This is a genomic window from Pseudarthrobacter sp. Pseusp20, from assembly GCF_059492155.1.
This window is the reverse complement of record NZ_CP168521.1, coordinates 1,893,391-1,919,321: the sequence shown is the minus strand read 5'-3', so window position 1 is coordinate 1,919,321 and position 25,931 is coordinate 1,893,391. Positions and strand designations below refer to the sequence as shown.

Annotated in this window: 17 protein-coding genes and 2 rRNA genes; 3 read left to right on the top strand and 16 right to left on the bottom strand. The window is 65.3% G+C overall.

The genetic code is table 11. The features are described from left to right. Positions 1–33 precede the first annotated feature (33 nt). The 5 genes from ACEN9K_RS08925 to ACEN9K_RS08905 all read right to left on the bottom strand — a co-directional run bounded on the left by ACEN9K_RS08925 (position 34) and on the right by ACEN9K_RS08905 (position 9,988). A 23S ribosomal RNA gene (locus tag ACEN9K_RS08925) occupies positions 34–3,163 on the bottom strand. 488 nt (positions 3,164–3,651) lie between these two features. Continuing rightward, positions 3,652–5,174 (bottom strand): 16S ribosomal RNA (locus tag ACEN9K_RS08920). The 16S and 23S rRNA genes sit together here, the layout of an rRNA operon. A 496-nt stretch (positions 5,175–5,670) precedes the next feature. Next, positions 5,671–6,984 carry a tyrosine--tRNA ligase gene (tyrS, locus tag ACEN9K_RS08915; RefSeq protein WP_056391308.1) on the bottom strand — a complete coding sequence of 438 codons (1,314 nt, stop codon included), beginning with the start codon at positions 6,982–6,984 and terminating at the stop codon, positions 5,671–5,673. Between the two features lie 34 nt (positions 6,985–7,018). Then, on the bottom strand, positions 7,019–9,247 hold the full coding sequence (locus ACEN9K_RS08910; protein WP_495635563.1) for a HelD family protein: 2,229 nt from the start codon (positions 9,245–9,247) through the stop codon (positions 7,019–7,021). An 81-nt stretch (positions 9,248–9,328) separates the two neighbouring features. After that, positions 9,329–9,988 (bottom strand): DNA-3-methyladenine glycosylase, encoded by a 660-nt coding sequence (locus ACEN9K_RS08905; protein WP_018771551.1) that lies wholly within the window; start codon positions 9,986–9,988, stop codon positions 9,329–9,331. A gap of 128 nt (positions 9,989–10,116) precedes the next feature. Here ACEN9K_RS08905 and ACEN9K_RS08900 point away from each other — a divergent pair, with 128 nt between their 5' ends. Together ACEN9K_RS08900 and ACEN9K_RS08895 are read left to right on the top strand one after the other, a co-directional pair. Continuing rightward, a complete protein-coding gene (locus tag ACEN9K_RS08900) occupies positions 10,117–11,595 on the top strand; it encodes an AlkA N-terminal domain-containing protein (RefSeq protein WP_488314798.1) in 1,479 nt (492 codons plus the stop codon). Further along, positions 11,592–12,101, top strand: a complete 510-nt coding sequence (locus ACEN9K_RS08895) for a methylated-DNA--[protein]-cysteine S-methyltransferase (RefSeq protein WP_495635562.1) — start codon at positions 11,592–11,594, stop codon at positions 12,099–12,101. The genes ACEN9K_RS08900 and ACEN9K_RS08895 overlap by 4 nt, the downstream gene beginning before the upstream one ends. A 6-nt stretch (positions 12,102–12,107) precedes the next feature. Here ACEN9K_RS08895 and ACEN9K_RS08890 read toward each other — a convergent pair whose 3' ends face one another. The 10 genes from ACEN9K_RS08890 to argC all read right to left on the bottom strand — a co-directional run bounded on the left by ACEN9K_RS08890 (position 12,108) and on the right by argC (position 22,173). Continuing rightward, positions 12,108–12,845: a maleylpyruvate isomerase family mycothiol-dependent enzyme gene (locus ACEN9K_RS08890; protein ID WP_223994685.1), complete on the bottom strand. Its 738-nt coding sequence runs from the start codon at positions 12,843–12,845 to the stop codon at positions 12,108–12,110. 38 nt (positions 12,846–12,883) lie between these two features. Continuing rightward, positions 12,884–13,432, bottom strand: a complete 549-nt coding sequence (locus ACEN9K_RS08885; RefSeq protein ID WP_134166030.1) for a pyridoxine/pyridoxamine 5'-phosphate oxidase — start codon at positions 13,430–13,432, stop codon at positions 12,884–12,886. Positions 13,433–13,502: 70 nt separating this feature from the next. After that, a complete protein-coding gene (argH, locus tag ACEN9K_RS08880) occupies positions 13,503–14,930 on the bottom strand; it encodes an argininosuccinate lyase (RefSeq protein WP_488314800.1) in 1,428 nt (475 codons plus the stop codon). Between the two features lie 5 nt (positions 14,931–14,935). Further along, on the bottom strand, positions 14,936–16,141 hold the full coding sequence (locus ACEN9K_RS08875) for an argininosuccinate synthase (protein ID WP_488314801.1): 1,206 nt from the start codon (positions 16,139–16,141) through the stop codon (positions 14,936–14,938). Between the two features lie 45 nt (positions 16,142–16,186). After that, positions 16,187–16,717 (bottom strand): arginine repressor, encoded by a 531-nt coding sequence (locus ACEN9K_RS08870; RefSeq protein WP_018771558.1) that lies wholly within the window; start codon positions 16,715–16,717, stop codon positions 16,187–16,189. After that, complete coding sequence (gene argF / locus ACEN9K_RS08865) at positions 16,717–17,718, bottom strand: ornithine carbamoyltransferase (protein ID WP_018771559.1); 1,002 nt, start codon at positions 17,716–17,718, stop codon at positions 16,717–16,719. Before argF ends, ACEN9K_RS08870 begins: the two co-directional genes overlap by 1 nt. Then, complete coding sequence (locus tag ACEN9K_RS08860; protein WP_223994683.1) at positions 17,715–18,968, bottom strand: acetylornithine transaminase; 1,254 nt, start codon at positions 18,966–18,968, stop codon at positions 17,715–17,717. Before ACEN9K_RS08860 ends, argF begins: the two co-directional genes overlap by 4 nt. Then, positions 18,965–19,924, bottom strand: a complete 960-nt coding sequence (argB, locus tag ACEN9K_RS08855) for an acetylglutamate kinase (protein WP_018771561.1) — start codon at positions 19,922–19,924, stop codon at positions 18,965–18,967. Before argB ends, ACEN9K_RS08860 begins: the two co-directional genes overlap by 4 nt. A gap of 54 nt (positions 19,925–19,978) precedes the next feature. Continuing rightward, on the bottom strand, positions 19,979–21,145 hold the full coding sequence (argJ, locus tag ACEN9K_RS08850) for a bifunctional glutamate N-acetyltransferase/amino-acid acetyltransferase ArgJ (RefSeq protein ID WP_056391324.1): 1,167 nt from the start codon (positions 21,143–21,145) through the stop codon (positions 19,979–19,981). Beyond that, a complete protein-coding gene (argC, locus tag ACEN9K_RS08845) occupies positions 21,142–22,173 on the bottom strand; it encodes an N-acetyl-gamma-glutamyl-phosphate reductase (protein ID WP_026266113.1) in 1,032 nt (343 codons plus the stop codon). Before argC ends, argJ begins: the two co-directional genes overlap by 4 nt. A gap of 162 nt (positions 22,174–22,335) precedes the next feature. On the opposite strand from argC, the gene ACEN9K_RS08840 reads away from it, so the two are divergent. Next, the gene (locus ACEN9K_RS08840) at positions 22,336–23,301 is read left to right on the top strand and encodes a quinone oxidoreductase family protein (protein ID WP_018771564.1); all 966 of its coding nucleotides are present in this window, start codon (positions 22,336–22,338) and stop codon (positions 23,299–23,301) included. Between the two features lie 85 nt (positions 23,302–23,386). Here the strand turns inward: ACEN9K_RS08840 and pheT are convergent, their stop codons facing one another. Continuing rightward, positions 23,387–25,930 carry a phenylalanine--tRNA ligase subunit beta gene (pheT, locus tag ACEN9K_RS08835; RefSeq protein ID WP_488314802.1) on the bottom strand — a complete coding sequence of 848 codons (2,544 nt, stop codon included), beginning with the start codon at positions 25,928–25,930 and terminating at the stop codon, positions 23,387–23,389. Position 25,931 lies beyond the last annotated feature (1 nt).

Genomic DNA, 25,931 nt, shown 5'->3' with positions numbered 1-25,931 from the left:
TAGTGGACGCAAGCAGAGTTTGTATGTATCTGTGTGGTGTAAGTTGTTGGCCTATTAGTACCGGTCAGCTTCACGAGTCGTTAGTCCTCGCTTCCACATCCGGCCTATCAACCCAGTGGTCTGGCTGGGGGCCTCTCACACCCGAGGGTGTATGGAAATCTCATCTCGAAGCGAGCTTCCCGCTTAGATGCTTTCAGCGGTTATCCCATCCGAACGTAGCTAATCAGCGGTGCACTTGGCAGTACAACTGACACACCAGAGGTTCGTCCGTCCCGGTCCTCTCGTACTAAGGACAGCCCTTCTCAAATTTCCTGCGCGCGCAGCGGATAGGGACCGAACTGTCTCACGACGTTCTAAACCCAGCTCGCGTACCGCTTTAATGGGCGAACAGCCCAACCCTTGGGACCTACTCCAGCCCCAGGATGCGACGAGCCGACATCGAGGTGCCAAACCATGCCGTCGATATGGACTCTTGGGCAAGATCAGCCTGTTATCCCCGAGGTACCTTTTATCCGTTGAGCGACGGCCATTCCACAATGTACCGCCGGATCACTAGTCCCGACTTTCGTCCCTGCTCGAGATGTCTCTCTCACAGTCAAGCTCCCTTGTGCACTTACACTCGACACCTGATTGCCAACCAGGCTGAGGGAACCTTTGGGCGCCTCCGTTACTTTTTAGGAGGCAACCGCCCCAGTTAAACTACCCATCAGGCACTGTCCCTGACCCGGATTACGGGCCGAAGTTAGATGTCCAAAGTGACCAGAGTGGTATTTCAACGATGACTCCACCCGAACTGGCGTCCGGGCTTCAACGTCTCCCACCTATCCTACACAAGCCACTCCGAACACCAATACCAAACTATAGTAAAGGTCTCGGGGTCTTTCCGTCCTGCTGCGCGTAACGAGCATCTTTACTCGTACTGCAATTTCGCCGAGTTTATGGTTGAGACAGCGGGGAAGTCGTTACTCCATTCGTGCAGGTCGGAACTTACCCGACAAGGAATTTCGCTACCTTAGGATGGTTATAGTTACCACCGCCGTTTACTGGGGCTTAAATTCTCAGCTTCGCCTTGCGGCTAACCGGTCCTCTTAACCTTCCAGCACCGGGCAGGAGTCAGTCCGTATACATCGTCTTGCGACTTCGCACGGACCTGTGTTTTTAGTAAACAGTCGCTTCCCCCTGGTCTCTGCGGCCCCGATCCCCTCCACACCGCAAAGGGTGTATCAAGGTTGGGGCCCCCCTTCTCCCGAAGTTACGGGGGCATTTTGCCGAGTTCCTTAACCATAATTCTCTCGATCGCCTTGGTATTCTCTACCTGATCACCTGTGTCGGTTTGGGGTACGGGCGGCTAAAACCTCGCGTCGATGCTTTTCTCGGCAGCATAGGATCACCAAATCCCCCCAAACGGGGGTCCCATCAGATCTCAGGCACCATGAGTGGCGGATTTGCCTACCACTCGCCCTACATCCTTAGACCGGGACAACCATCGCCCGGCTCGGCTACCTTCCTGCGTCACACCTGTTAATACGCTTGCCTCCCGGGATCAGGTCCTGCGCTCCACCAAAACCCTCACACCACAAGGGCGCTCGGGCAGGCTTCGGGCAGTTAGTATCCCCCGCTCAGCATGGGCGGTTTTTCGCCGGTACGGGAATATCAACCCGTTGTCCATCGACTACGCCTGTCGGCCTCGCCTTAGGTCCCGACTTACCCAGGGCAGATTAGCTTGACCCTGGAACCCTTGATCATTCGGCGGACGGGTTTCTCACCCGTCTTTCGCTACTCATGCCTGCATTCTCACTCGTGTAGGCTCCACCGCTGGTTTACACCGCGACTTCACCGCCCACACGACGCTCCCCTACCCATCCACACGCCTGAACCACAAGGGCTTAGCTAAAATGTGAATGCCACAACTTCGGCGGTGTACTTGAGCCCCGCTACATTGTCGGCGCGGAATCACTTGACCAGTGAGCTATTACGCACTCTTTTAAGGGTGGCTGCTTCTAAGCCAACCTCCTGGTTGTCTGGGCAACTCCACATCCTTTCCCACTTAGCACACGCTTAGGGGCCTTAGTTGGTGGTCTGGGCTGTTTCCCTCTCGACTATGAAGCTTATCCCCCACAGTCTCACTGCTGCGCTCTCACTTACCGGCATTCGGAGTTTGGCTGACGTCAGTAACCTTGTAGGGCCCATTAGCCATCCAGTAGCTCTACCTCCAGCAAGAAACACGCAACGCTGCACCTAAATGCATTTCGGGGAGAACCAGCTATCACGAAGTTTGATTGGCCTTTCACCCCTACCCACAGCTCATCCCCTCCATTTTCAACTGAAGTGGGTTCGGTCCTCCACGACGTCTTACCGTCGCTTCAACCTGGCCATGGGTAGATCACTTCGCTTCGGGTCTAGATCACGCCACTCACACGCCCTATTCAGACTCGCTTTCGCTACGGCTGCCCCACACGGGTTAACCTCGCGACGTAACACTAACTCGCAGGCTCATTCTTCAAAAGGCACGCCGTCACCAGAATCAGACTGGCTCCGACGGATTGTAAGCACACGGTTTCAGGTACTGTTTCACTCCCCTCCCGGGGTACTTTTCACCTTTCCCTCACGGTACTGGTCCGCTATCGGTCATTAGGGAGTATTTAGGCTTATCAGGTGGTCCTGACAGATTCGCACGGGATTTCTCGGGCCCCGTACTACTTGGGATACTCTCACAGGCGGTACAAACACATTACGGTTACGGGACTAACACCCTCTCTGGCCGGCCTTTCAAAACCGTTCACCTATGCGCGCACATCACACCCCACCAGCCCGGCAGAACTGGTATGGAAAGTCCCACAACCCCGACCATGCAACGCCCGCCGGCTATCACACATGGAACGGTTTAGCCTGATCCGCGTTCGCTCGCCACTACTAACGGAATCACTATTGTTTTCTCTTCCTGCGGGTACTGAGATGTTTCACTTCCCCGCGTTCCCCCCACGCACCCTATGTGTTCAGGTACGGGTCACCGAGTCACTCGCGCGCTCGGCGGGGTTTCCCCATTCGGACACCCTGGGATCACAGTCCGGTTATCGACTCCCCCAGGCTTATCGCAGATTCCTACGTCCTTCTTCGGCTCCTAATGCCAAGGCATCCACCGTGTGCTCTTAAAAACTTGACCACAAAGATCAAAAACATTTCTCGAGAGAACCACAGAAACCAACCACACCCCAACACCCAAAGGGCATCAACAGCGCAGCCAGATCCAGGTTCATTAATCTTGGAAATTGCTTCTTATACAAGATGCTCGCGTCCACTATGTAGTTCTCAAACAACAACCCCACACCACACACCCCACACACCCAAACAGGCGCACGGAACGTCACGGCAGGGAAACCAGAAACAAACAAACCCAGGGGAAAACCCCCGGCCCTGTTGCCTCAGGACCCAACAGTGTGCCAAACACAAAACCACGCATCCCCCCGCCCCACCGTTCCAGAACCATCACTGGCTCGTACTAGACAAGACAAAAAAACACGCAGCCGCTATTTGTTGATATTCCACCCATGAGCACCCGCCACGGAACAATCGTCCATGCTGCGGGCTTGCTTCCTGACAACCCCCCACACCGGCATTCACCAGCACAGAAGAGTTGGAGGTGCTCCTTAGAAAGGAGGTGATCCAGCCGCACCTTCCGGTACGGCTACCTTGTTACGACTTAGTCCCAATCGCCAGTCCCACCTTCGACAGCTCCCTCCCACAAGGGGTTAGGCCACCGGCTTCGGGTGTTACCAACTTTCGTGACTTGACGGGCGGTGTGTACAAGGCCCGGGAACGTATTCACCGCAGCGTTGCTGATCTGCGATTACTAGCGACTCCGACTTCATGGGGTCGAGTTGCAGACCCCAATCCGAACTGAGACCGGCTTTTTGGGATTAGCTCCACCTCACAGTATCGCAACCCTTTGTACCGGCCATTGTAGCATGCGTGAAGCCCAAGACATAAGGGGCATGATGATTTGACGTCGTCCCCACCTTCCTCCGAGTTGACCCCGGCAGTCTCCTATGAGTCCCCACCATCACGTGCTGGCAACATAGAACGAGGGTTGCGCTCGTTGCGGGACTTAACCCAACATCTCACGACACGAGCTGACGACAACCATGCACCACCTGTAAACCAGCCCCAAAGGGGAAACCACATTTCTGCAGCGGTCCGGTTCATGTCAAGCCTTGGTAAGGTTCTTCGCGTTGCATCGAATTAATCCGCATGCTCCGCCGCTTGTGCGGGCCCCCGTCAATTCCTTTGAGTTTTAGCCTTGCGGCCGTACTCCCCAGGCGGGGCACTTAATGCGTTAGCTACGGCGCGGAAAACGTGGAATGTCCCCCACACCTAGTGCCCAACGTTTACGGCATGGACTACCAGGGTATCTAATCCTGTTCGCTCCCCATGCTTTCGCTCCTCAGCGTCAGTTAATGCCCAGAGACCTGCCTTCGCCATCGGTGTTCCTCCTGATATCTGCGCATTTCACCGCTACACCAGGAATTCCAGTCTCCCCTACATCACTCTAGTCTGCCCGTACCCACCGCAGATCCGGAGTTGAGCCCCGGACTTTCACGGCAGACGCGACAAACCGCCTACGAGCTCTTTACGCCCAATAATTCCGGATAACGCTTGCGCCCTACGTATTACCGCGGCTGCTGGCACGTAGTTAGCCGGCGCTTCTTCTGCAGGTACCGTCACTTACGCTTCTTCCCTACTGAAAGAGGTTTACAACCCGAAGGCCGTCGTCCCTCACGCGGCGTCGCTGCATCAGGCTTTCGCCCATTGTGCAATATTCCCCACTGCTGCCTCCCGTAGGAGTCTGGGCCGTGTCTCAGTCCCAGTGTGGCCGGTCACCCTCTCAGGCCGGCTACCCGTCGTCGCCTTGGTAGGCCATTACCCCACCAACAAGCTGATAGGCCGCGAGTCCATCCAAAACCACAAAAGCTTTCCACCAACCACCATGCGATGGAAGGTCATATCCGGTATTAGACCCAGTTTCCCAGGCTTATCCCAGAGTCAAGGGCAGGTTACTCACGTGTTACTCACCCGTTCGCCACTAATCCACCAGCAAGCTGGCATCATCGTTCGACTTGCATGTGTTAAGCACGCCGCCAGCGTTCATCCTGAGCCAGGATCAAACTCTCCGTTGAAGTAAAACAAAAACAGACACAACCACAACCACCGGAAATAACGGCAGAAACAGCTGCACAAAATTTGAAACCAGCTAAAAACACCATGCACACCACGGGGTGGCGGCACAGCACAATCAACCAATTACATACATAATCGGTATCAACAAACTTGGCACACTATTGAGTTCTCAAACAACAGACACATTCGAATATTCCCGGAAACAATTCGAAAGAATTTCTTTTCCGTATTTCTTCGCTGCGATGTTTCCATCTTATTTCATTCATATTCACTTTCGCAAATCCGGATTTTCTTCCGGAATTCACTCGGTGGGATGAATCCGCCCAGCACAACGGGAAGCAATTTCTCCAATTCCACGCGGTGCGCGGCAAGAATTGCTTCTCATAAGTTGGGGGTTTGTCACCACTCAGCGGCGGCGACTCAGAAAACAATACACGCCCCCCAGCGGCCGTGCAAATCGGCCGCCGAAGGGCGTGCATACGGACCGTGAAGGTGCTAGGGAACCAGCACCTCAACAGTGGCCAGGTTCTTCTTGCCCCGGCGCAGGAGCAGGTACTGGCCGTGCAACAGTTCAGACTCGGAGATCACGGCCTCCGGATCTGACACCTTCGCGTTGTTCACGTAGGCACCTCCTTCACCAACGGTGCGCCGGGCGGCGGACTTGCTTTCCGATAGACCGGACGCCACCAGCAGGTCGACGATCCCCATCCCGTCCACCTGCACCGTGGCCGAAGGAAGTTCGGAGGTAGCCGCCTGGAGCGTTGCCTTGTCCAATGCGGCCAGGTCGCCGTTGCCGAAAAGCGCCGCTGAAGCGGCGATGACTTTTTCGGTGGCGTCCACGCCGTGCACCAGTGAGGTCACTTCGAAGGCCAGCTTCCGCTGTCCTTCCCTGGCAAAGGGACGCTCGGCCACGGAAACCGCGATCTCTTCGATCTCGGCCCGGGTGAGGAACGTGAACACCTTGAGCCGGTCCACAACGTCGGCGTCGGCGGTGTTGAGCCAGAACTGGTAGAAGGCGTACGGGCTGCACATGCCCGCGTCCAGCCAGATGGCGTTGCCCTCGCTCTTGCCGAACTTGGTTCCGTCGGAGTTGGTGATGAGGGGAGTTCCCAGGGCGTGGACGCTCTTGCCCTCCACCTTGCGGATCAGGTCGGTACCGCTGGTGAGGTTGCCCCACTGGTCCGAACCACCGGTCTGCAGCACACAGCCGTAGTCGCGGTAGAGCTGCAGGTAGTCCATGCCCTGCAGGATCTGGTAGCTGAACTCGGTGTAGCTGATGCCCTCGTCGGAGTTGAGGCGGGATGCCACGGCGTCCTTGCGCAGCATCGTTCCAACCCTGAAGTGCTTGCCCACTTCACGCAGGAAGTCGATGGCGCTCAAGGGCGCCGTCCAGTCCAGGTTGTTTACGATCCTGGCAGCGTTGTCACCCTCGAAGCTGAGGAAGCGGCTGACCTGGGCCTGCAGGTAGCCCACCCACTCCGCCACCGTGTCCTTGGTGTTCAGGGTTCGTTCAGCGGTGGGGCGGGGATCGCCGATCATACCCGTGGAGCCGCCAACGAGTCCCAGTGGCTTGTGCCCGGCCAGCTGCAGCCGCCGCATGACCAGGAGCTGGACGAGGTTTCCCAGGTGCAGGCTCGGGGCGGTGGGGTCGAAACCGCAATAGTATGTGACCGGCCCGTCGGCGAGGAGCTTCTCAAGCTCTGCTTCGTCGGTGGACACATGGACCAGCCCACGCCACTTCAGTTCCTGCCAAATGTTGGCGAAAGTGGGATCGTTGCGCTGCGGTTCGAGGTTGTTCAGTTCTGGCACGCTTCCTAAGTTAGCAGTAACGCCCGGCGCCGGGTCAGCCAGCAATCCCGGCAGGCACGGGTTGCGAGGCAATCAGCCGCAGGCGCTGTGTTGCACGTGTCATGGCTACGTACAGGTCCCCCACCTTGCCGTGCTCATGGTTGAGCATGACGGATGGTTCCAGGACCACCACGCCGTCGAACTCCAGGCCCTTGGCCTCGCGCGGGCTGATCACCACGATGTCCTGCTCGTAGCTGCCGGCGCCGGTGCCGATCCGTCGCCCATACACGGCACGCAGTGCTGCTGTGGCCCGGGGCAGGAGGTCACCATCGGCGATCACGGCGAGCAGGCCGCCGTCGAGCGCGTCAAGTTCTTCCGGGAGGACCTCCACGAGCCGGCCGACCACCGCGCCGTTCCCTACTTCGTCGATGATGGGCGCCCAGCGCCCCTCACGAACGGCCTTGGGCGCGGAAACCACAAGGCCCGCCGCGTTGGCCATCCTGACGGCGGCTTCGGCGATCTGCGAGGGCGTGCGGTAGTTGACGGTCAGCTCCTCCAGCTGCCAGCGGTCACCGAACAGCGGAGCAAGCGCCCCCTGCCACGAGTTGGCTCCGGCCACGGAGCTGGTCTGCGCGATGTCGCCCACAATGGTGAAGGACTTCAGCGGGCAGCGCCGGACCAGGAGCCGCCACTGCATGGGTGAGAGTTCCTGCGCCTCATCCACCACGATGTGCCCGAAGGCCCAGGTGCGGTCGCTCGTTGCGCGTTCGGCAGCGGTTTGCCGCCCTTCCTGTTCCTGGTTCTGCTCGGCCAGTTCCTCCGCGGACATCAGGGGGTCCACGCCGGCGGCCTGCATGTTGACCAGGGTCTGCTTGGCGTTGGCAAGGTCGCGGGCACGGTCATGCTCCTGCTGGGCCAGTCCGCGCCCGGCGGCCGGGTCCAGCTCGCCGAGCAGTTCGGCGGCCTCGTCCAGCAGCGGCACGTCCGATTCCGTCCACGGGGCATCCGCGGGACGCTGCAGCAGCGCCCGCTGGGCCGGGGTCAGGTTGGGGGTGCAGAATTCCAGCACCTCCGGCTTGCTGAACAGATCCGAGATCAGCTTCTCCGGCGTCATGGGCATCCAGCACAGGTTCAGCGCAATCCGCACATCGCGGGCCGTTCGGACATCTTCGGCAAGGTACGAGCGGTCCGCGTTGTTGCCGAGGTTGCCGGCTTCGACGAGCTCGGTCATCTGTTCGGTCAGCTCGCGCAGCAGGATCTTCACGAACGTCACGCGTGCCTCGTTGTACGGCTTCCCGGTGGCGCGGGCACGTTCCCTTGCACGCCGGACCTGCCGGGGTGTGAGGGTGAGCTTGCGGCCGTCCACTTCAAGGATCCGGTTCTGCGCGGGGACGCGCATGCGGTTGGACACGGCGTTGGCCACGATCGCGGCCATGTCCAGGCGGCCCTTCAGGGCTGCCACGTCCGCATCTGTTTCGGGAACGGCATTGATGCCGGGCATCAGGCGGCCCACGCTGGCCATGACGACACCGGTTTCCCCGAGCGAGGGCAGCACCCGTTCGATGTACTTCATGAACGACGACGACGGCCCCACCAGGAGCACGCCGGCACTTTTGAGGCGGTCACGGTGGGTGTACAGCAGGTAGGCGGCCCGATGCAGGGCCACGGCGGTTTTGCCGGTGCCCGGCCCGCCCTGGACCACGACGGCGCCGGAAATGGAGGACCGGATGATGCGGTCCTGTTCCGACTGGATGGTGCTGACGATGTCCGACATGCGGCCGGTCCGCTTGGAGTTCAGGGCCGCGAGCAGGGCCCCTTCGCCCTGCAGCGATTCGTCGTCGGTAAGCATCCCCGCGTCCAGGACGTCGTCCTCGATCGCCTTGACGTCCCGCCCCTGCAGGATCAGGTGCCGGCGGCGGCGGACGCCCTGCCGGTCGAAGGCCGTGGCCTGGTAGAAGTGCCCGGCCTCGGGCGCACGCCAGTCCACCATCAGCCGCTGCAGGTCCTCGGTGGTAAGCCCGATGCGGCCAATGTACTGGGCTTCACCGGAGTCCAGGTCCAGGCGGCCGAACACCAGCCGGTCATCGACGGCGTCCAGCTGGGCCAGGCGGTCCTCATACAGTGCAGCGAACGCATCACGTTCCGAAACGTTCTGCATGGTGCCCACGGCTCCGGCGCGCCGGACCTGCGCCAGCTGGCGGCGCTTTTCCTCCCGGAGTTCCTCCAGCCGGGCATACAGGCCGGCTACATACTCCCGTTCGTGGGCCAATTCGGCGTCGTGCATTAACGTTCCCCTATCGCGAAAGACAGACCGTCCATTCTACAACCATTTCCGTTAACGCTTGTGAAACGTTGCAGCCGGCAGTCAACGTGCCGGCTGCTTCCGGATCCGGGGCTTGGCAGCCTTGTATTTGGAGACGGTGGGGTCGCCGGTGAGCCAGAATCGCCAGGCGTATTCCGCCGATCCCCCGGCGCCGGCCACGCCCACCCGCGGGCCCGTACTTACCGGACCGCCGGTGCAGGAGGGAAGCTCCAGGCCGAAAGGTGGAGCCAGCGCGTCCCGGCCACTGTCCGCCGTCGTCAATCCAAGCGCTTTGGCCAGGCGGGCCGGACCGCTGGCCAGGTCGGCGGGCGTTCTCGACGTCGGACGGCGCCGTTGCGCCAGTTCAAGTCCGTCCACCACCTCCCCTGCCCGCAGCAACAGGGCGGACGCAACGCCTGCCGGGCCGCAGACAATGTTGGTGCAGTGGTGCATGCCGTAGGTGAAGTAGACGTAGAGGTGCCCGGCGGGGCCGAACATTGGCGCATTGCGGGGTGTCGGGCCCCGGTAGGTATGCGAGCCCGGGTCCGGATGGAGCGAATCCTCGGGCCCAAGGTAGGCCTCCACCTCGGTGAGCCGGATGGACACCGCGCCGTCCCGGGACTGGTGCGTCAGTACGGCGCCAAGCAGCTGCGGGGCGAGCTCGCGGGCATCTCCGGACAGGAAACTCCGGAGCGTCCCGGCGTCCGGAGCACTTTCGTTCATTGCTCGACTTTACCCGGATGCCGCCCGTTTCATCCGCCCGGCAGCCGCCCCGGCGCCGGATTCCCGCCCTCCACGGCCATGTCCGATTTCCGCTAGTACCGGCCGGGGTGGGCTGGCAGGATGGAGGAATGGACTTCTGGCAGCGCTACCGGGCAATCGATGCCCGCGACCCCCGGTTCGACGGCCAGTTCTATACCGCCGTCCGCACAACCGGGATCTACTGCCGCCCCTCCTGCCCGGCCCGCACCCCCAAGGCGTCCAACGTGACGTTTTACGAGACGTCCGCCGCGGCACACGAGGCGGGATACCGGGCCTGCAAGCGCTGCCTGCCGGAGGCGGTGCCGGGAACCCCTGCCTGGAACGTGCGGCAGGACGTTGCGGGCCGGGCCATGCGGCTGATCAACGACGGCGTGATCAACCGGGACGGGGTGGCAGGCCTCGCGTCCCACCTGGGGTATTCGCAGCGCCAGCTTAACCGGATCCTGGGGCAGGAACTGGGTGCCGGTCCCCTGTCGCTGGCCCGCGCTGCGAGGGCGCAGACCGCACGTACGCTGCTGGTGTCCACCTCCATGAAGCTGGCCGACATCGCCTTCGCGGCCGGCTTCAGCAGCGTGCGGCAGTTCAACGAGACCATCGCCGAGGTGTTCGACATGACCCCCACCGCACTTCGCAGGACGGTCCGGCACCCGGCCCCCGGTGGCGGCACGACGGCGCTGACCCTTGGCCTGCCCTACCGTCCGCCGTTTGATCCAAGCATCTTCTCCTTCCTTGCGGTCCGTGCCATCCCCGGCATCGAGGAGGGTACGGCCACCTCCTACGCACGGACCCTGCGGCTCCCCCATGGCGATGCGCGCTTCCAGGTGGCGTACGACGGCGGCACGCGGGCAAAGCAGCTCACCCTCACCGTGGGTGCGGTGGACCTGCGGGACCTTCCGGCGCTGCTGAGCCGCGTGCGGAGGCTGTTCGACCTGGACGCAGACCCCGAAGCGATCGACGGTGCCCTCACGGCCGACCCCAGGCTTACCGCCTCCGTTGCCGGCGCTCCCGGAATGAGGATGCCGGGGGCGCTGGACCCGCAGGAACTGCTGGTGCGGGCCATGGTGGGCCAGCAGATCACGGTGGCGGCGGCCCGGACCGCACTGACCCAACTGTCCGCCGCCGGCAGTCCCAGCAGCACGGCCGGCGACGGCCTGGACAGGCTCTTCCCGACGCCGGCCCAAATAGCCGCGGCCGGCCACCTGCTGCGCGGGCCCAGGAGACGGACCGAATCGCTCCTCCAGGCGGCCTCGGCCATGGCCGCCGGAGAACTGGAGTTCGGCTATGGGGACGACCTAACCGGCCTGGGCGCCAAACTGCTGCCCTTGCCGGGGGTGGGACCATGGACCGTGGGGTACGTGGCCATGCGGGTCCTGGGCGCCCCGGACGTCTTCCTCGCCAACGACGCCGCCGTTCGGAACGGAATCCGCGCCATCGATAATGGTGACAGCGCCCTGAGCCCGGACTTCCGGGAGACCAGCCCGTGGCGCTCCTACGCCACCATGCACCTGTGGCGCGCCGCAGCACGGCCCGCACCGACAACAACCGTTCCCGCGAAAGGGATGCCATGAAAGCGCAACTGATGCAGCTGTCCACGCCTGACGGGCCCTTCACCATCCTTGCCCGGGACGGTGTGGTCCTCGCTTCGGGATGGACGGCAGGCCTTGCAGAACTCACCGGACAGGTCCATCCCACGCTGCGGCCCGACGCCGTGGAGGACGTGGCAAGCCTTGGCGGGATCTCGTCCGCCGTTGAAGCCTTCTACGACGGCGACCCCGCTCCCGCCATGGCAGTACGGGTCCTGCAGCAGTCGGGCCCGTTCCGCGCCCACGCCTGGGACGTGCTGCGCCAGGTCAAACCCGGCTCACCCGTTACATACACCGAGTATGCGGCCCTCGCGGGCAACCCGCGTGCGGTCAGGGCGGCGGCCAGCGCCTGTGCCTTCAATGCAGCGGCGTTGTTCGTTCCCTGCCACCGGGTGATCCGGACCGATGGCTCGCTGGGCGGCTTCCGCTGGGGCCTGCCCATCAAGGAAAGCCTGCTGGCCCGCGAGGCTGGCCAGGACTGCTTCAGTTGAGGACGACTACTTTGGGTCGGGCATCGCCGAAGGCCAGGGCAGCAGGGCGGGAAGGTCGGTGCCGTCCCCGGCGGCGGTGGCCCGCAGGCTGTCCAGCGACGGCTTGCGCCCAGCGAGCCAGGCGGCGATATCCGTGACCATGCCGCTGACGACGACGGTGCTGCCGCCGGCGCCAAGGGCCAGCGGCGGAAGTGCCACCGGCTGCAGGACAAGCCGGGTACCGGCCGGGACGCGGGCGGCCAGGAAGTCGAAGAGGTGGGAGCAGAATTCCCTGTTCCAGGTTTCGGGTCCCGTGCCGGCATCCAGGTCCGCGGTGTGGATGACGAGCTCGCGCCATAGCGCCAGCCCCGCATCGAAGATGACGCCGTCGCGGAACGCGATGGGCGTCTGCCACTCATCCCCGTCCAGTGCGTCAAAAGCCGCCAGCGCGCGGCGCAGCGCAGCATCGACGTCCTCCCTGTGCTGCCCAAGGCTGTGCCCCGCGGCCAGATCGATGGCGCGGTTGCGGCCTTCCACGCCGCCGTCGTAAAGCTCCACCGTTTCACCGCGGCGGCCGTACTCCACCTGACGGGCCAGGGCGTCGCAGATTCCGGCGAGGTGGGCCAAAAGGTGCCCGCGGCTCCAGCCGGGAAGCGTGGACGGAGCACGTTCGCCGCCGTCGGGAATCCGGTCCAGCCCGGCAGTCAGCGCGGCGCCGGCCGTGTGCAGTTCGGCCAGGAGGCCGGCAGGAGAAGGAGAGGTCATGCGGCCAGCCTAGCCGAGCACCCAGGCGCGCCAGGTACTTATTCCAGCGGCGATCCGTCCGGCCCGACACGGTGCCGGACATGGTTGCCGTCGTTGCTGGCCTGCCAGAACTCGATCTCGACGGGCTGGAGGGCGTAGAGCTGCCACTGGGGATTGTCGCTTCCGTCGGCCCGGGGCCGCTCGTGCCAGTCCACCGCGGAAGCCTCGGCAGAAAGCTCGGCCACAGCGCCGGCCACCCGGACCTGGCGGCCCAGGCCCGGCCAGTAGAAGTTCATGGCGGCACGTGGTTCAGCGGCCAGCTCCCGGCCCTTGCGGGAGGTGCGTGACGTGGCGAAGTGCCAGCCGTCGTCGTCAATGTTCTTCAGGATCAGCATCCGCGAGGACGGCTGCTGCCCACCGCCGGATGCCTCGCCCACCGTGGCCAGGCTGAACGCGTGCGGCTGCTGCTCCCCCGCGTCCAGCGCCTCATCCAGCCACTGCTTGAACAGCAGCGCCGGGTCCTGCGGGGCGTTGTCCGGGTCGAAACCGGGCAGGCCGGAGGGGAAATCGGGAAGGGTGCGAAGGAACTTGCGGAAGGTTTCGCTCATGGCTCCACCCTAGCCACAATCAGCAAGGGGCCCCGCGGAAAAACCACGGCGCCCCTTGCAGATCCGGTATTTAGCCTGCGTACGCCCGGACGTCGGCGAGCTCGGCTTCCAGTGCGGCGAGCTGGCGTTCGACGGCGGCCGGCGCCGTTCCGCCCTGGGAGTTGCGGCTGTTCAGGGAGCCTTCCGTGGACAGGACCGTGCGGACCTCGGGGGTGAGATGCTCCGAGATGGCAACGTACTCCCCGTCCGTAAGGTCCCACAGTTCCACACCACGGGATTCCGCCTGCTTGACCGCCGCGCCGGAGAGTTCGTGCGCCTCGCGGAACGGCACGCCCTGGCGGACCAGCCATTCGGCGATGTCCGTGGCCAGCGCGAAGCCCTGCGGGGCCAGCGACTCCATCCGTTCAGTGTTGAACTTGAGGGTGGCGATCATGCCGGAGACGGCCGGAAGCAGCAGCTCCAGGGTGTCGGCGGCGTCGAATACCGGTTCCTTGTCCTCCTGCAGGTCGCGGTTGTACGCAAGCGGCAGGCCCTTGAGCGTGGCCAGCAGCCCGGTGAGGTTGCCGATCAGGCGCCCTGCCTTGCCGCGCGCCAGCTCTGCCACATCCGGGTTCTTCTTTTGCGGCATGATCGAGGACCCCGTGGAGTACGAATCATGCAGCGTGACGAAGGAGAACTCCTTGGTGGCCCAGAGGATGACTTCCTCTGAGATCCGGGAGAGGTCCACGCCGATCATCGAGCAGACCCAGGCGAACTCGGCGAAGACGTCGCGGGACGCGGTGCCGTCGATCGAGTTATGCGTGGCGGAGTAGAAGCCCAGCTCAGCGGCCACTGCTTCCGGGTCGAGCCCCAGCGAGGAGCCGGCCAGGGCACCCGAACCGTACGGCGAGACGCCGGCCCGCTTGTCCCAGTCCTGCAGCCGCTGCACGTCGCGCAGCAGCGCCCAGGCGTGGGCCAGCAGGTGGTGGCTGAGCAGGACCGGCTGGGCGTGCTGCAGGTGGGTGCGGCCCGGCATGGCAACACCGTGGTGTGCCTTTGCCTGCTCCACCAGGGCATCCACCGTGGCAAGGACGCCGCGCGCGATGATCCTTGCGTGGTCGCGCAGGAACATCCGGCCCAGGGTGGCCACCTGGTCGTTGCGGGACCGGCCGGCGCGGAGCTTGCCGCCCAGCTGGGTTCCGGCCCGCTCGATCAGTCCGCGTTCCAGGGAGCCATGCACGTCCTCGTCGGATTCCGCCGGCAGGTACGCCCCGGACGCCACGTCCTCGTCCAGCTGCGTGAGGGCCGCCAGCATGCCTTCGAGCTCGGCATCGTCCAGCAGTCCTGCTTTGTGCAGGACGCGGGCGTGCGCCTTGGAGCCGGCGATGTCGTAACGGGCCAGGCGCCAGTCGAAGTGCGTGGACTTGCTTAGCGCCGCGAGGGCGTCCGCGGGGCCACCGGCGAACCGGCCGCCCCACAGCGCGCCTGTGTTGGTGGCTTCCAGTTTTTGCCCAGCCACAGGGGCTACTTCCCTGCGACCCGGATGTCGCGGCCGGAGGCAACCTTGGCGGACATGCCCCACAGCTCGATGAAGCCCTTGGCCTGGGACTGGTCGAAGGTGTCGCCGGTGTCGTAGGTGGCCAGCGAGAAGTCGTACAGCGAGGTGTCCGAGCGGCGGCCGTTGACGATGGCCTGGCCGCCGTGCAGGGTCATGCGGATGTCGCCGGAGACGTACTTCTGGGTGTCCTCGATGAAGGCGTCCAGGGAGCGCTTCAGCGGGGAGAACCACTGGCCGTCATAGACCAGCTCGGCCCAGCGCTGGCCAACGGTGGCCTTGAAGCGGGCCTGCTCGCGCTCCACGGTGATGTCCTCGAGGTGCTTGTGCGCGGTGATCAGGGCTATGGCACCGGGGGCTTCGTAGATTTCGCGGGACTTGATGCCCACCAGGCGGTCCTCGACGACGTCGATGCGGCCCACGCCCTGGGCGCCGGCGCGGCGGTTGAGTTCCTTGATGGCCTGCAGCGGAGTGACCTTGACGCCGTCGATCGCTACCGGGACGCCGGCTTCGAAGGAGATGATGACCTCATCCGGGGCCGGCGGGAACTCCGGGGTGGCGGTGTAGTCGTAGATGTCCTTGGTGGGGGCGTTCCAGATGTCCTCGAGGTAGCCGGTTTCCACGGCGCGTCCCCAGACGTTCTGGTCGATGGAGTACGGGTTCTTCTTGGTGGTCTCGATGGGCAGTCCCTTTTCCTCGGCGAAGGCGATGGCCTTGTCGCGGGTCAGGGCGAGGTCGCGGACCGGTGCGATGCACTTCAGGTCCGGGCCCAGGGTCTGGATGCCCACCTCGAAGCGGACCTGGTCGTTGCCCTTGCCGGTGCAGCCGTGGGCCACGGTGGTGGCGCCGAATTCGCGGGCTGCCTTCACCAGGTGCTTGACGATGACCGGGCGGGAGATGGCGGACACCAGCGGGTAGTGGCCCTGGTAGAGGGCGTTGGCCTTCAGGGTGGGCACGCAGTATTCGTTGGCGAACTCGTCCGATGCGTCGGCCACGTAGGCCTCGACGGCGCCGCAGCCCAGGGCGCGCTGGCGGATGGTTTCCAGCGATTCGCCGCCCTGTCCGACGTCCACCGCCACGGCGATGACCTCGGCACCGGTGGCTTCACCGATCCAGCCGATGGCGACGGACGTGTCCAGGCCGCCGGAGTAGGCCAGCACAATGCGTTCAGTCACTTTAGATGCTCCTTGTTGGGGTTGGTTGGTTCGTTGTCTTCAAGCTTATTGCCCGGCTTCTTCTGCCATTTGCAGGAAGCGGGCTGCCAGGTCCGGTCCGCCCAGCGGGTCGCGGGAGACCAACAGGACGGTGTCGTCCCCGGCGATGGTGCCCAGGATGGACGGCATCACCGAGTGGTCGATGGCCAGGGCCAGGAAGTTCGCGGCGCCCGGCGGAGTGCGCAGGACCGCGATGTTGGCCGAGGCTTCGGCGGTGACCAGCAGTTCGCTGCACAGCCGGGCCAGCCGGGCATCCAGGATCTCCTGCGTCACGCCGCTTTTCGCGGCCCGCTCGCCGCCTTCGCCGGGAACGGCGTAGACCAGGACGCCTTCCTTGCCGCGGACGCGGACGGCGCCCAGTTCCACCAGGTCGCGGGACAGCGTGGCCTGGGTGACCTGCACGCCGTCGTCGGCCAGCAGCGCCGCAAGCTCAGCCTGGGAACGCACGGACTGCCCGGTGAGGATGGCGGTGATGCGCGCCTGCCGGGCGGTCTTGGTGGCCGGGCTGGTGCCCGGGGAGGACGGCTGGGCGGACACTAGAACGTGCTCTCTCCGGTGCCCTCGACGGGGGAAAGGCCGTCAACGAAGGCCAGGCCCGAGCGGTGCATCAGCCAGGCCATCAGCGCCTTCTGGGCGTGCAGCCGGTTTTCCGCCTCGTCCCAGACGATGGACTGCGGGCCGTCGATGACGTCGGCGGAGATTTCGTAGCCCCGGTAGGCCGGGAGGCAGTGCAGCACGACGGCGTCATCCGCGGCGAGTGCCATGGCGTCCGAATCGACGGAGTAGTCCCGGAACAGCTGGAGCCGGGCCTCCTTCTCGGCTTCCTGCCCCATGGAGACCCACGTGTCGGTGGCCACGACGTCGGCGCCCTTCAGCGCTTCCTTGGCATCGGTGGTGATGAGCACGGAACCGCCGGTTTCAGCCGCGCGCTCCTCAGCCGCGGCCACGATGTCCGCGGCCGGCAGGTAGCCCTCCGGGCCGGCGATGCGGACGTGCATGCCGGCGGTGACTCCGGCCAGCAGGTAGGAGTTGGCCATGTTGTTGGCGGCGTCGCCGAGGTAGCTCATGGTGAGTCCCTTGAGGTCGCCCTTGTGTTCCTTGACGGCCAGCAGGTCCGCCAGGAGCTGGCACGGGTGGTAGTCATCGCACAGGGCGTTGATGACGGGAACCCTTGAGTTCTCCGCCATGGCCACCAGGCCGGCGTGGGCGCCGGTGCGCCACACAATGGTGGAGACCATCCGTTCGAGCACCTTGGCGGTGTCCTCCACGGATTCCTTGTGCCCGATCTGCGCCTCGCCGGGGTTGATGACCAGGGCATTGCCGCCCATGTCCGCGATGCCGGTGGCGAATGAGACCCGGGTCCGGGTGGAAGTCTTGTCGAAGATCACGGCCACGGTCTTGCGGCCGCTGCCTTCAGCGGCGAACGGCTGGACGCTGTAGGGGGCCGCCTTCATGCGGGCGGCGAGCTCCAGGACTTCCGCCTGTTCGGCGGGGCTGAGGTCGGTGTCCTTGAGGAAGTGCCGGGTTGCGGTGGTCACTGGGCGTCCTTAGCTGTCTGGAGGATTGCCGGGAATGCGGCGAGGAACGTGTCGGCCTGTGCCGTGGTGAGGATCAGCGGCGGGGCCAGGCGGATGGTCCGCGGGCCCGGGCTGTTGACGATGAAGCCTGCGTCGAGGCCCGCCTGCACGACGGCCGGTGCTACGTCGGCGTCGAGGTCGAAGCCGATCAGCAGCCCTTCACCCCGGACCTCGGTGACGCCGGGGATCGCGGCCAGTGCGGAGCGCAGGTGTTCGCCCACGGCCGTGGCGTTGGCCAGGACGTTCTGGCTTTCGAGGGCGTGGAGGGTGGCGAGGGCGGCTGCCGTGGCCACCGGGTTTCCGCCGAAGGTGGTGCCGTGCTGGCCGGCGGACAGCAACGACGACGTCTGCCCACCCATGGTGATCAGGGCACCGATGGGGAATCCGCCGCCCAGCCCTTTGGCCAGGGTGATGGCGTCAGGGACAATCCCCGCATCCTCGCTGGCGAGCCACTTGCCGGTGCGGCCGATGCCGGTCTGGACCTCGTCCAGGATCAGCAGGGCGCCGGCTTTGCTGGTGGCCTCCCGCGCGGCCTTCAGGTAGCCCGGCGGCAGGGGGCGCACACCTGCCTCACCCTGGATGGGCTCCAGGAACACGGCGGCCACGGTTTCGTCCACTGCTGCCTCCAGCGCAGCAATGTCGCCGAACGGGATGTGCACCACGCCACCGGGCAGCGGCTCGAAGGGCGCCCGGTAGGCCTCTTTGGCGGTCAGTGCCAGGGCGCCCATGGTCCGGCCGTGGAACGCGCCCTCGAGGGCGATGATGGTGGTCCGCTTGACCGTACCGTCGCCGGTATTGCGGCGGGCAAGTTTGAAGGCGGCCTCGTTGGCTTCGGTGCCCGAGTTGCTGAAGAACACCTTGGAGCCGGCAGGAGCGTGCGCCAGTTCCAGCAGTTTTTCGGCCAGCGCCACCTGGGTGGGGCTGGTAAAGAAGTTGGAGACGTGGCCCAGTGTGGCCAGCTGGCTGGCGATGACTGACGTCACGAAGGGGTGGGCGTGGCCCAGGGCGTTCACAGCGATCCCGCCCAGCAGGTCCAGGTACTCCTTGCCGTCGGCGTCCCACACCAGGCAGCCGGCACCGCGGACCAGGACCCGTTGCGGCGTGCCGAACACGTTCATCAGCGAACTGGAGTAGCGCGAGAGCCACTCGGAGCCTGCGTGGCCCGTGGTTTCCACCAACTCGGTGACTGAAGGCTTTTCAACCGTGTTCATCCGTTGATCTCCTCGTCCGGGACAACCTGGGTGCCGATGCCCGCCGTCGTAAATGTTTCCAGAAGCATGGAATGGGCCAGGCGCCCGTCCACGATGTGTGCCCGTTCCACGCCCTCGTCAACGGCCTTGAGGCAGGCCGCCATCTTGGGGATCATCCCGGACTCGAGCCTGGGCAGCATCTCCCGCAGCTCCGACGCCGTGAGGGAGGAGATCAGGGAGGTCTTGTCCGGCCAGTTGGCGTAGAGGCCTTCGACGTCGGTGAGGATCACCAGCTTCGAAGCGCCCAGCGCCGAGGCGACGGCGGCCGCTGCGGTGTCCGCGTTGACGTTCAGGACCTGGCCCGTGGGCTGGAACCGCGCGGTCCCCGCCACGCTTTCTCCGCCGTCGACAATTTCCGGGGCCACCGTGGAGATCACGGGGATGCGGCCGGCGTCGAGGATGTCCACGATGCCGGCGGGGTCGACGCCCACCACCTCGCCCACCAGCCCGAGGTCCACCTCTTCGCCGTCCACCACGGTGCCGGTGCGGACAGCGCGCAGCAGCCCGCCGTCTTCACCTGACATGCCCACGGCGTAGGGCCCGTGGGAGTTGATCAGGCCCACCAGTTCGCGTCCCACCTGGCCGGTGAGGACCATGCGGACCACATCCATGGCCTCGGGCGTGGTGACCCGGAGGCCGCCCTTGAACTCGGATTCGATGCCCAGCCGGCCCAGCATGGAGTTGATCTGCGGGCCGCCGCCGTGGACCACCACGGGGTGGATCCCCACATGGTGGAGGAAGACGATGTCTTCGGCGAAGGCGCGGCGGAGTTCGTCGTTCACCATGGCATTGCCGCCGTACTTGATCACCATGGTGGTGCCGGCAAACCGCTGGATCCAGGGCAGCGCCTCGATCAGGGTTGCCGCCTTGTCCTGGGCAGCGGACATGCTTGTGGTTTCACGCGTTTGGGTGTTCATGTTGTCACTTTCCGCAGCGGTTCATGCCTTGGCGGGCAATGGCTGGAGGGGCCCCTAGCTGGAGTAGGCGCTGTTCTCGTGCACGTAGTCATGGGTGAGGTCGTTGGTCCAGATGGTGGCCTCGGCATCGCCTGCCTGCAGGTCGATTTCCACCAGGACTTCGCGCGGCTCCAGGTCCACCAGGCTGCGGTCGTCGCCGATGCTGCCGTTGCGGCAGATCTGGACGCCGTTCATGGCCACGTTGAGCTGGTCCGGCTCAAAGGCGGCGTCCGTGGTGCCCACCGCGGAGAGCACGCGGCCCCAGTTGGGATCCTTGCCGAAAATGGCCGCTTTGAACAGGTTGGAGCGGGCCACGGAGCGGCTGACGGTTTCGGCGTCCGCTTCGCTGGCAGCGTTGAACGTGCGGATGGCGATGTCGTGGCTGGCGCCCTCGGCATCGGCGATCAGTTTGCGGGCCAGCTCGGCGCAGACCTTGGTCAGCCCGGCACCGAAATCCTCGGCCGAGGGCACAGCCGCGGAAGCGCCGGAAGCCAGCAGGACAACCGTGTCGTTGGTGGACATGCAGCCGTCGGAGTCGGCGCGGTCGAACGTAACCCGCGTGGCGTCGCGGAGGACGACGTCGAGCATTTCGGGCTGCACCACGGCATCCGTGGTGAGGACCACCAGCATGGTGGCCAGGCCGGGGGCCAGCATGCCGGCGCCCTTGGCGATGCCGCCGATGCTGAATTCCTGGCCGTCGGCGTCGGTGCCGATGAAGAGGGCCGACTTGGGCACGCTGTCGGTGGTCATGATGGCCGTGCCGGCGTCCGGTCCCCCGTCGGTGCTGAGTGCTGCTGCAGCGGCCTCGACGCCCGGCAGGATCTTGTCCATGGGCAGCTGCTCGCCAATCAGGCCGGTGGAGCAGACGAACACGTCGGTGGCTGAGATGCCCAGGACCTCGGCCACTTTCTCCGCGGTGCTGTGGGTGTTCTGGAAGCCCGTGGGACCGGTGCAGGCGTTGGCCCCGCCGGAGTTGAGGATGACGGCATCCACGCGGCCGTCCGAGACCACCTGGCGTGACCAGTGCACGGGGGCTGCGGCCACGCGGTTGCTGGTGAACACGGCGGCGGCGGCTTTGGATGGTCCGTCGTTGACGACCAGGGCGAGGTCCGGGTTGCCGGAGGCCTTGAGTCCGGCGGTGACGCCTGCTGCCCGGAATCCCTGGGGGGTGGTGATGGTCACGGAGCTACTCCCTGCAGGTTGAGGCCGGCGGTTTCGGGCAGGCCGAGTGCGATGTTCATGGACTGCACGGCTCCGCCGGCAGTGCCCTTGGTCAGGTTGTCGATCACGCAGGCGACGACCACCCGTCCCGTGTGGGCGTCGAAGGCCAGCTGCATGGCTGCGTGGTTGGAACCCTGGACCGATTTGGTCCCGGGCCACTGGCCCTCGGACAGCACGTGGACGAACGGCTCGTCGTCGTACGCTTCGGTCCATGCCTGCCGCAGCTGCGCTGCGGTGGTGCCGGCCTTGACCTTGGCAGTGGCGGTGGTCAGGATGCCGCGGCTCATGGGAGCAAGGGTGGGCGTGAAGGAAACGCTGACTTTTTCCCCTGCCGCGTTGGAGAGGCCCTGCTCGATCTCGGGGGTGTGCCGGTGTCCACCGCCCACGCCGTAGGGACTCATGGAGCCCATGACTTCAGCGCCGATCAGGTTGACCTTGGCGGCCTTGCCCGCGCCCGAGGTGCCGGAGGCGGAAACGATCACGACGTCGTCGGGCTCCAGCAGGTGCGCAGCGAAGCCGGGGGTCAGCGCCAGGAGGGCGGACGTTGGGTAGCAGCCGGGAACGGCGATGCGCTTGGCGCCCTTGAGGGCTTCCCGCTGGCCGGGCAGCTCCGGGAGTCCGTAGGGCCAGGTGCCGGCATGGGGCGAGCCGTAGAACTTCTCCCACGCGGCGGGGTCTTCAAGGCGATGGTCGGCGCCGGCGTCGATGACGACTGTCCCTTCGGGAAGCTGGGCGGCGATCTCGGCGGAAGCACCGTGCGGCAGCGCCAGGAAGACGACATCGTGGCCGGAGAGGTTCTCCACCGTGGTGTCTTCAAGGATGCGGCTGGCCAGTCCATGCAGGTGCGGCTGCAGTTCGCCGAGGCGGGACCCGGCATTGCTGTGCGCTGTGATGGCACCGATGGTCACACCGGGGTGCCCCGCCAGAAGGCGAAGGACCTCTCCCCCGGCGTAGCCGCTGGCACCCGAAACCGCAACAGAAATAGTCATGCTCCGACTATACAGCAATAGTTATGCATTGATGCCGATATTTATGCATGGCCGTCCTTGAGGCCTGCGGTTACGCCGGGACTTGCCGTGCCGGTCTGCGGTGTCCCTAGGATGGTCTCGGCAGCCGGGGCCGGAAACGCCGGGACCCGCGAAAGGAGAGCCATGACGCATGCAATCGTCGCACGGCAGGCAGGCGGACCGGAAGTCCTTGACTACGCCGAGGTTCAAACACCCGCTCCGGGGCCGGGCCAGGTGCTCTTCAAAGTCGGGGCGGCCGGCGTCAACTTCATCGACACCTACAAGCGCAGTGGGACCTACAAAGTCCAGTACCCCTTCACCCCCGGCACGGAAGCCGCAGGGACGGTGGAAGCCGTGGGCGAAGGCGTCACCGGCTTCTCCGTGGGCGACCGGATAGCCACGGCCGAGGGCCTGAACTGCTACGCGGACTACGCCCTGGTGGATGAGGACGCCGCACTGCCGGTACCGAAAGGCCTGGATGTCTTTACCGCCGCCGCCCTTCCCCTCCAGGGCATCACCGCGCACTACCTGGTCAATTCCACCTTCAAGGTGGAATCCGGGCACACCGTACTGCTGCACGCCGGGGCCGGCGGGGTTGGACTGCTGCTCATCCAGCTGCTCAAGGCAAAGGGCGCCCGGGTCATCACCACCGTGTCCAATGACGGGAAAAAGGCCCTCGCCCTTGAGGCCGGCGCGGACCATGTGCTGCGCTACGAAGGTTTTCCGCACCACGTGCGCGAGCTCACCGGCGGCAAGGGCGTGGACGTGGTGTACGACGGCGTGGGTAAGGATACGTTCGACGGCTCCCTTAACGCCCTTGGTGTCCGGGGAATGCTGGTGCTGTTCGGCGCAGCCTCCGGCCCGGTCCCGCCATTTGACCCGCAGCGCCTCAACGCCGGGGGTTCCCTGTTCCTCACCCGGCCCACCATGGGCCACTACCTGCGGGATGCCGCGGAGCGACGCTGGCGCTCCGACGAGGTCTTTGCAGCGGCCGCCGGCGGGAGCCTGAAGGTCCGCATCGGGGCCCGCTACCCGTTAAGCCAGGCCGGGCAGGCACACCGCGACCTTGAGGGCCGGAAAACCACCGGAAAGGTTCTCCTGGTGCCGTAGGAAACCCCGCTTCGCCGGATAATGAAGAAGTCCCCGCGCCCATTCAAGGGTGCGGGGACTTCCGTGGTTCACGGGTTTGTCCTGCTTAGCGCTGGACGGCTCCGAACCGTTCCGCGGCCAGGGCAACTGCCTGCTCACGCGCGGCCGAGGCTTCGTCAGCGGTGAGGGTGCGGTCAGCGGCGCGGAAGCGGAGGCCGAAGGCCAGCGACTTCTTGCCCTCCTCGATGCCCTTGCCTGCGTAGACATCGAACAGCGCGACGTCCTCCAGCAGCTCACCGGCGCCTTCACGCAGCGCACCAAGGACCTCGTCCGCGGGCACGTCGGCGGGAACAACGAGTGCAACGTCCTGCGTCGCCACCGGGAACGTGGAGATGTGGCGGGCCACGATCACATCCGGTGCCGCCTCAAACAGGGCGTCGGCATTGAGTTCAAGTGCCACCGAACGGGCCGGCATGTCCGAGGCCGCCAGCAGCTTGGGGTGCAGTTCGCCCGCGTACCCCACGGTCTCTCCCGTCCGCAGTGCGAGCCGGGCGGTGCGGCCGGGATGGAACGCCTGGTGGCTGCCCTGCGTGACCACAAGGTCGACGCCGAGGACGTCGCCCGCAAGGCGGGCAACATCCAGCGCGTCGGCCCAGTCCCACGTCCGCGGAGTATGGCCGGCAGCAGCCGGGGAATCGTGGCCGGTGAGGATGGCGGCCACATGGAACGGCTGGTCCGGGACGCCGTCGTACAGTGCGTCGAGCACCTCGTCGGCGGGCTTGGCGCCCAGCGGCGGGATGGAGGCAGTGCCCACGGTCCCGGCGGGAAGGAACACCAGGCCCGATTCGAACAGGGCGAGGTCGCGGAAGCCGCGCGAGTGGTTGCGCTTGGCCACCTCGATCAGCCCCGGCAGGATGGACGTGCGCAGGTAGCCCTGTTCCTCGCTGATGGGGTTGGCCAGCTTGACCGCGCTCCGCTGGGCACCCTGCTCGGCGACGCCAAAGGTGTCGTTGGCGGCCTTGGACACGAACGGGTAGGACAGCACCTCGGTCAGGCCGGCGTCGGCCAGCGACTGGATCAGGCGCCGGCGCTGCTGCTGGATCCGGGTGAGTCCGCGCCCCGGAGGGGCCACCGGCAAGGTGGCCGGGATCTTGTCGTAGCCCACCAGCCGTGCGATTTCCTCGGTCAGGTCTTCCTTGGTCTCCAGGTCGCTGCGCCACGTGGGCGGCGTAACGCTCCAGCCGCCGTCGTTCTTCTCCACGACGGCGCCCAGGTCCTCAAGGGAGGTGACGATCTGCTCTTCGGTGAAGTCGACGCCGATGCGGGCAGCGGCGAAGCCGGCGGGCAGCCCGATGGTGATGGTTTCCGGAGCCGTGCCCACGTCGGTTCCGGGTTCGTCGGCGGTGCCGCCGGCCAGTTCCACCAGGAGGTCCACCACGCGCTGGGCGGCGACGCCCGCCACCTGCCAGTCAACCCCGCGCTCGAAGCGCTTGGACGCCTCGGAGGGCAGCTTGTGCCGGCGACGCGACCGCCCAATGGACACCTCGTCGAAGTGCGCTGCTTCCACCAGGACGTTCGACGTCGAGTCACTCACCTCAGTGGCGGCGCCGCCCATGACGCCCGCGATGCCGATGGCGCCCGAATTGTCGGTGATCAGCAGGTCCTCGGCGTCAAGGGTGCGCTCCTTGCCGTCCAGGGTGGTGATCTTCTCGCCTGCGGAGGCACGCCGCACCACGATGTCGCCGGACAGCTTGTCCAGGTCGTAGCAGTGCGTGGGCTGGCCCAGCTCGAGCATGACGTAATTGGAGATGTCCACCGGCAGGGAGATGGAGCGGATGCCTGCCAGCCGGAGCCGGGACACCATCCACGGCGGGGTGGGGCGGGTAGCGTCAACGCCGCGCACAGTGCGTGCCACGAAGCGGTCGCAGCCGGGCTTGCCGTAAATGGGGGCGTCGTCGTTGAGTTTGACGCCGTAACCCCCGGACAGCTCTGCCGGGGCGTTGACCCTCGCGGCAGGGTCCGTGAAGGCGGTGCCGGTGGCGTGGGCGTACTCGCGGGCAACCCCGCGGATGGAGAAGGCGTACCCGCGGTCCGGGGTGACGTTAATTTCCGCGGCCTGGTCATAGAGGCCCAGCAGTTCCATGGCGTCGGTGCCCACTTCCGGGTCCAGCCCGATGCGGGACAGCACCAGGATGCCGTCGTGGTCCTCGCCGATGCCCAGTTCGCGGACTGAGGCGATCATGCCGGCGGACAGGTGGCCGTAGGTCTTGCGGGCCGAAATGTGGAAGTCGCCGGGCAGCACGGCACCCGGAAGCGTGACCACCACTTTGTCGCCCTCAACGAAGTTGTGGGCGCCGCAGATGATGCCCTGGACGCCGGAGGGGTCAATGCCGTCCCCGGTGAGGGTCTGCTCCTGCCCCTCGGGGACAACGCGGACCTGGCACCAGTTGATGGTCTTGCCGTTGGTCTGGGGTTCCTTGACCAGGCTCAGGACCTGGCCCACCACGACAGGGCCCCTCAGCGTGTCCGTGGGGCGGTGGACCGCTTCTTCCTCGAAGCCCACCTTGACCAGTTCGGCCATGACGTCTTCGGCCGTTGCATCGGCCGGTACGGCCGCGAATTCACGCAGCCAGGAAAGTGGGATACGCACT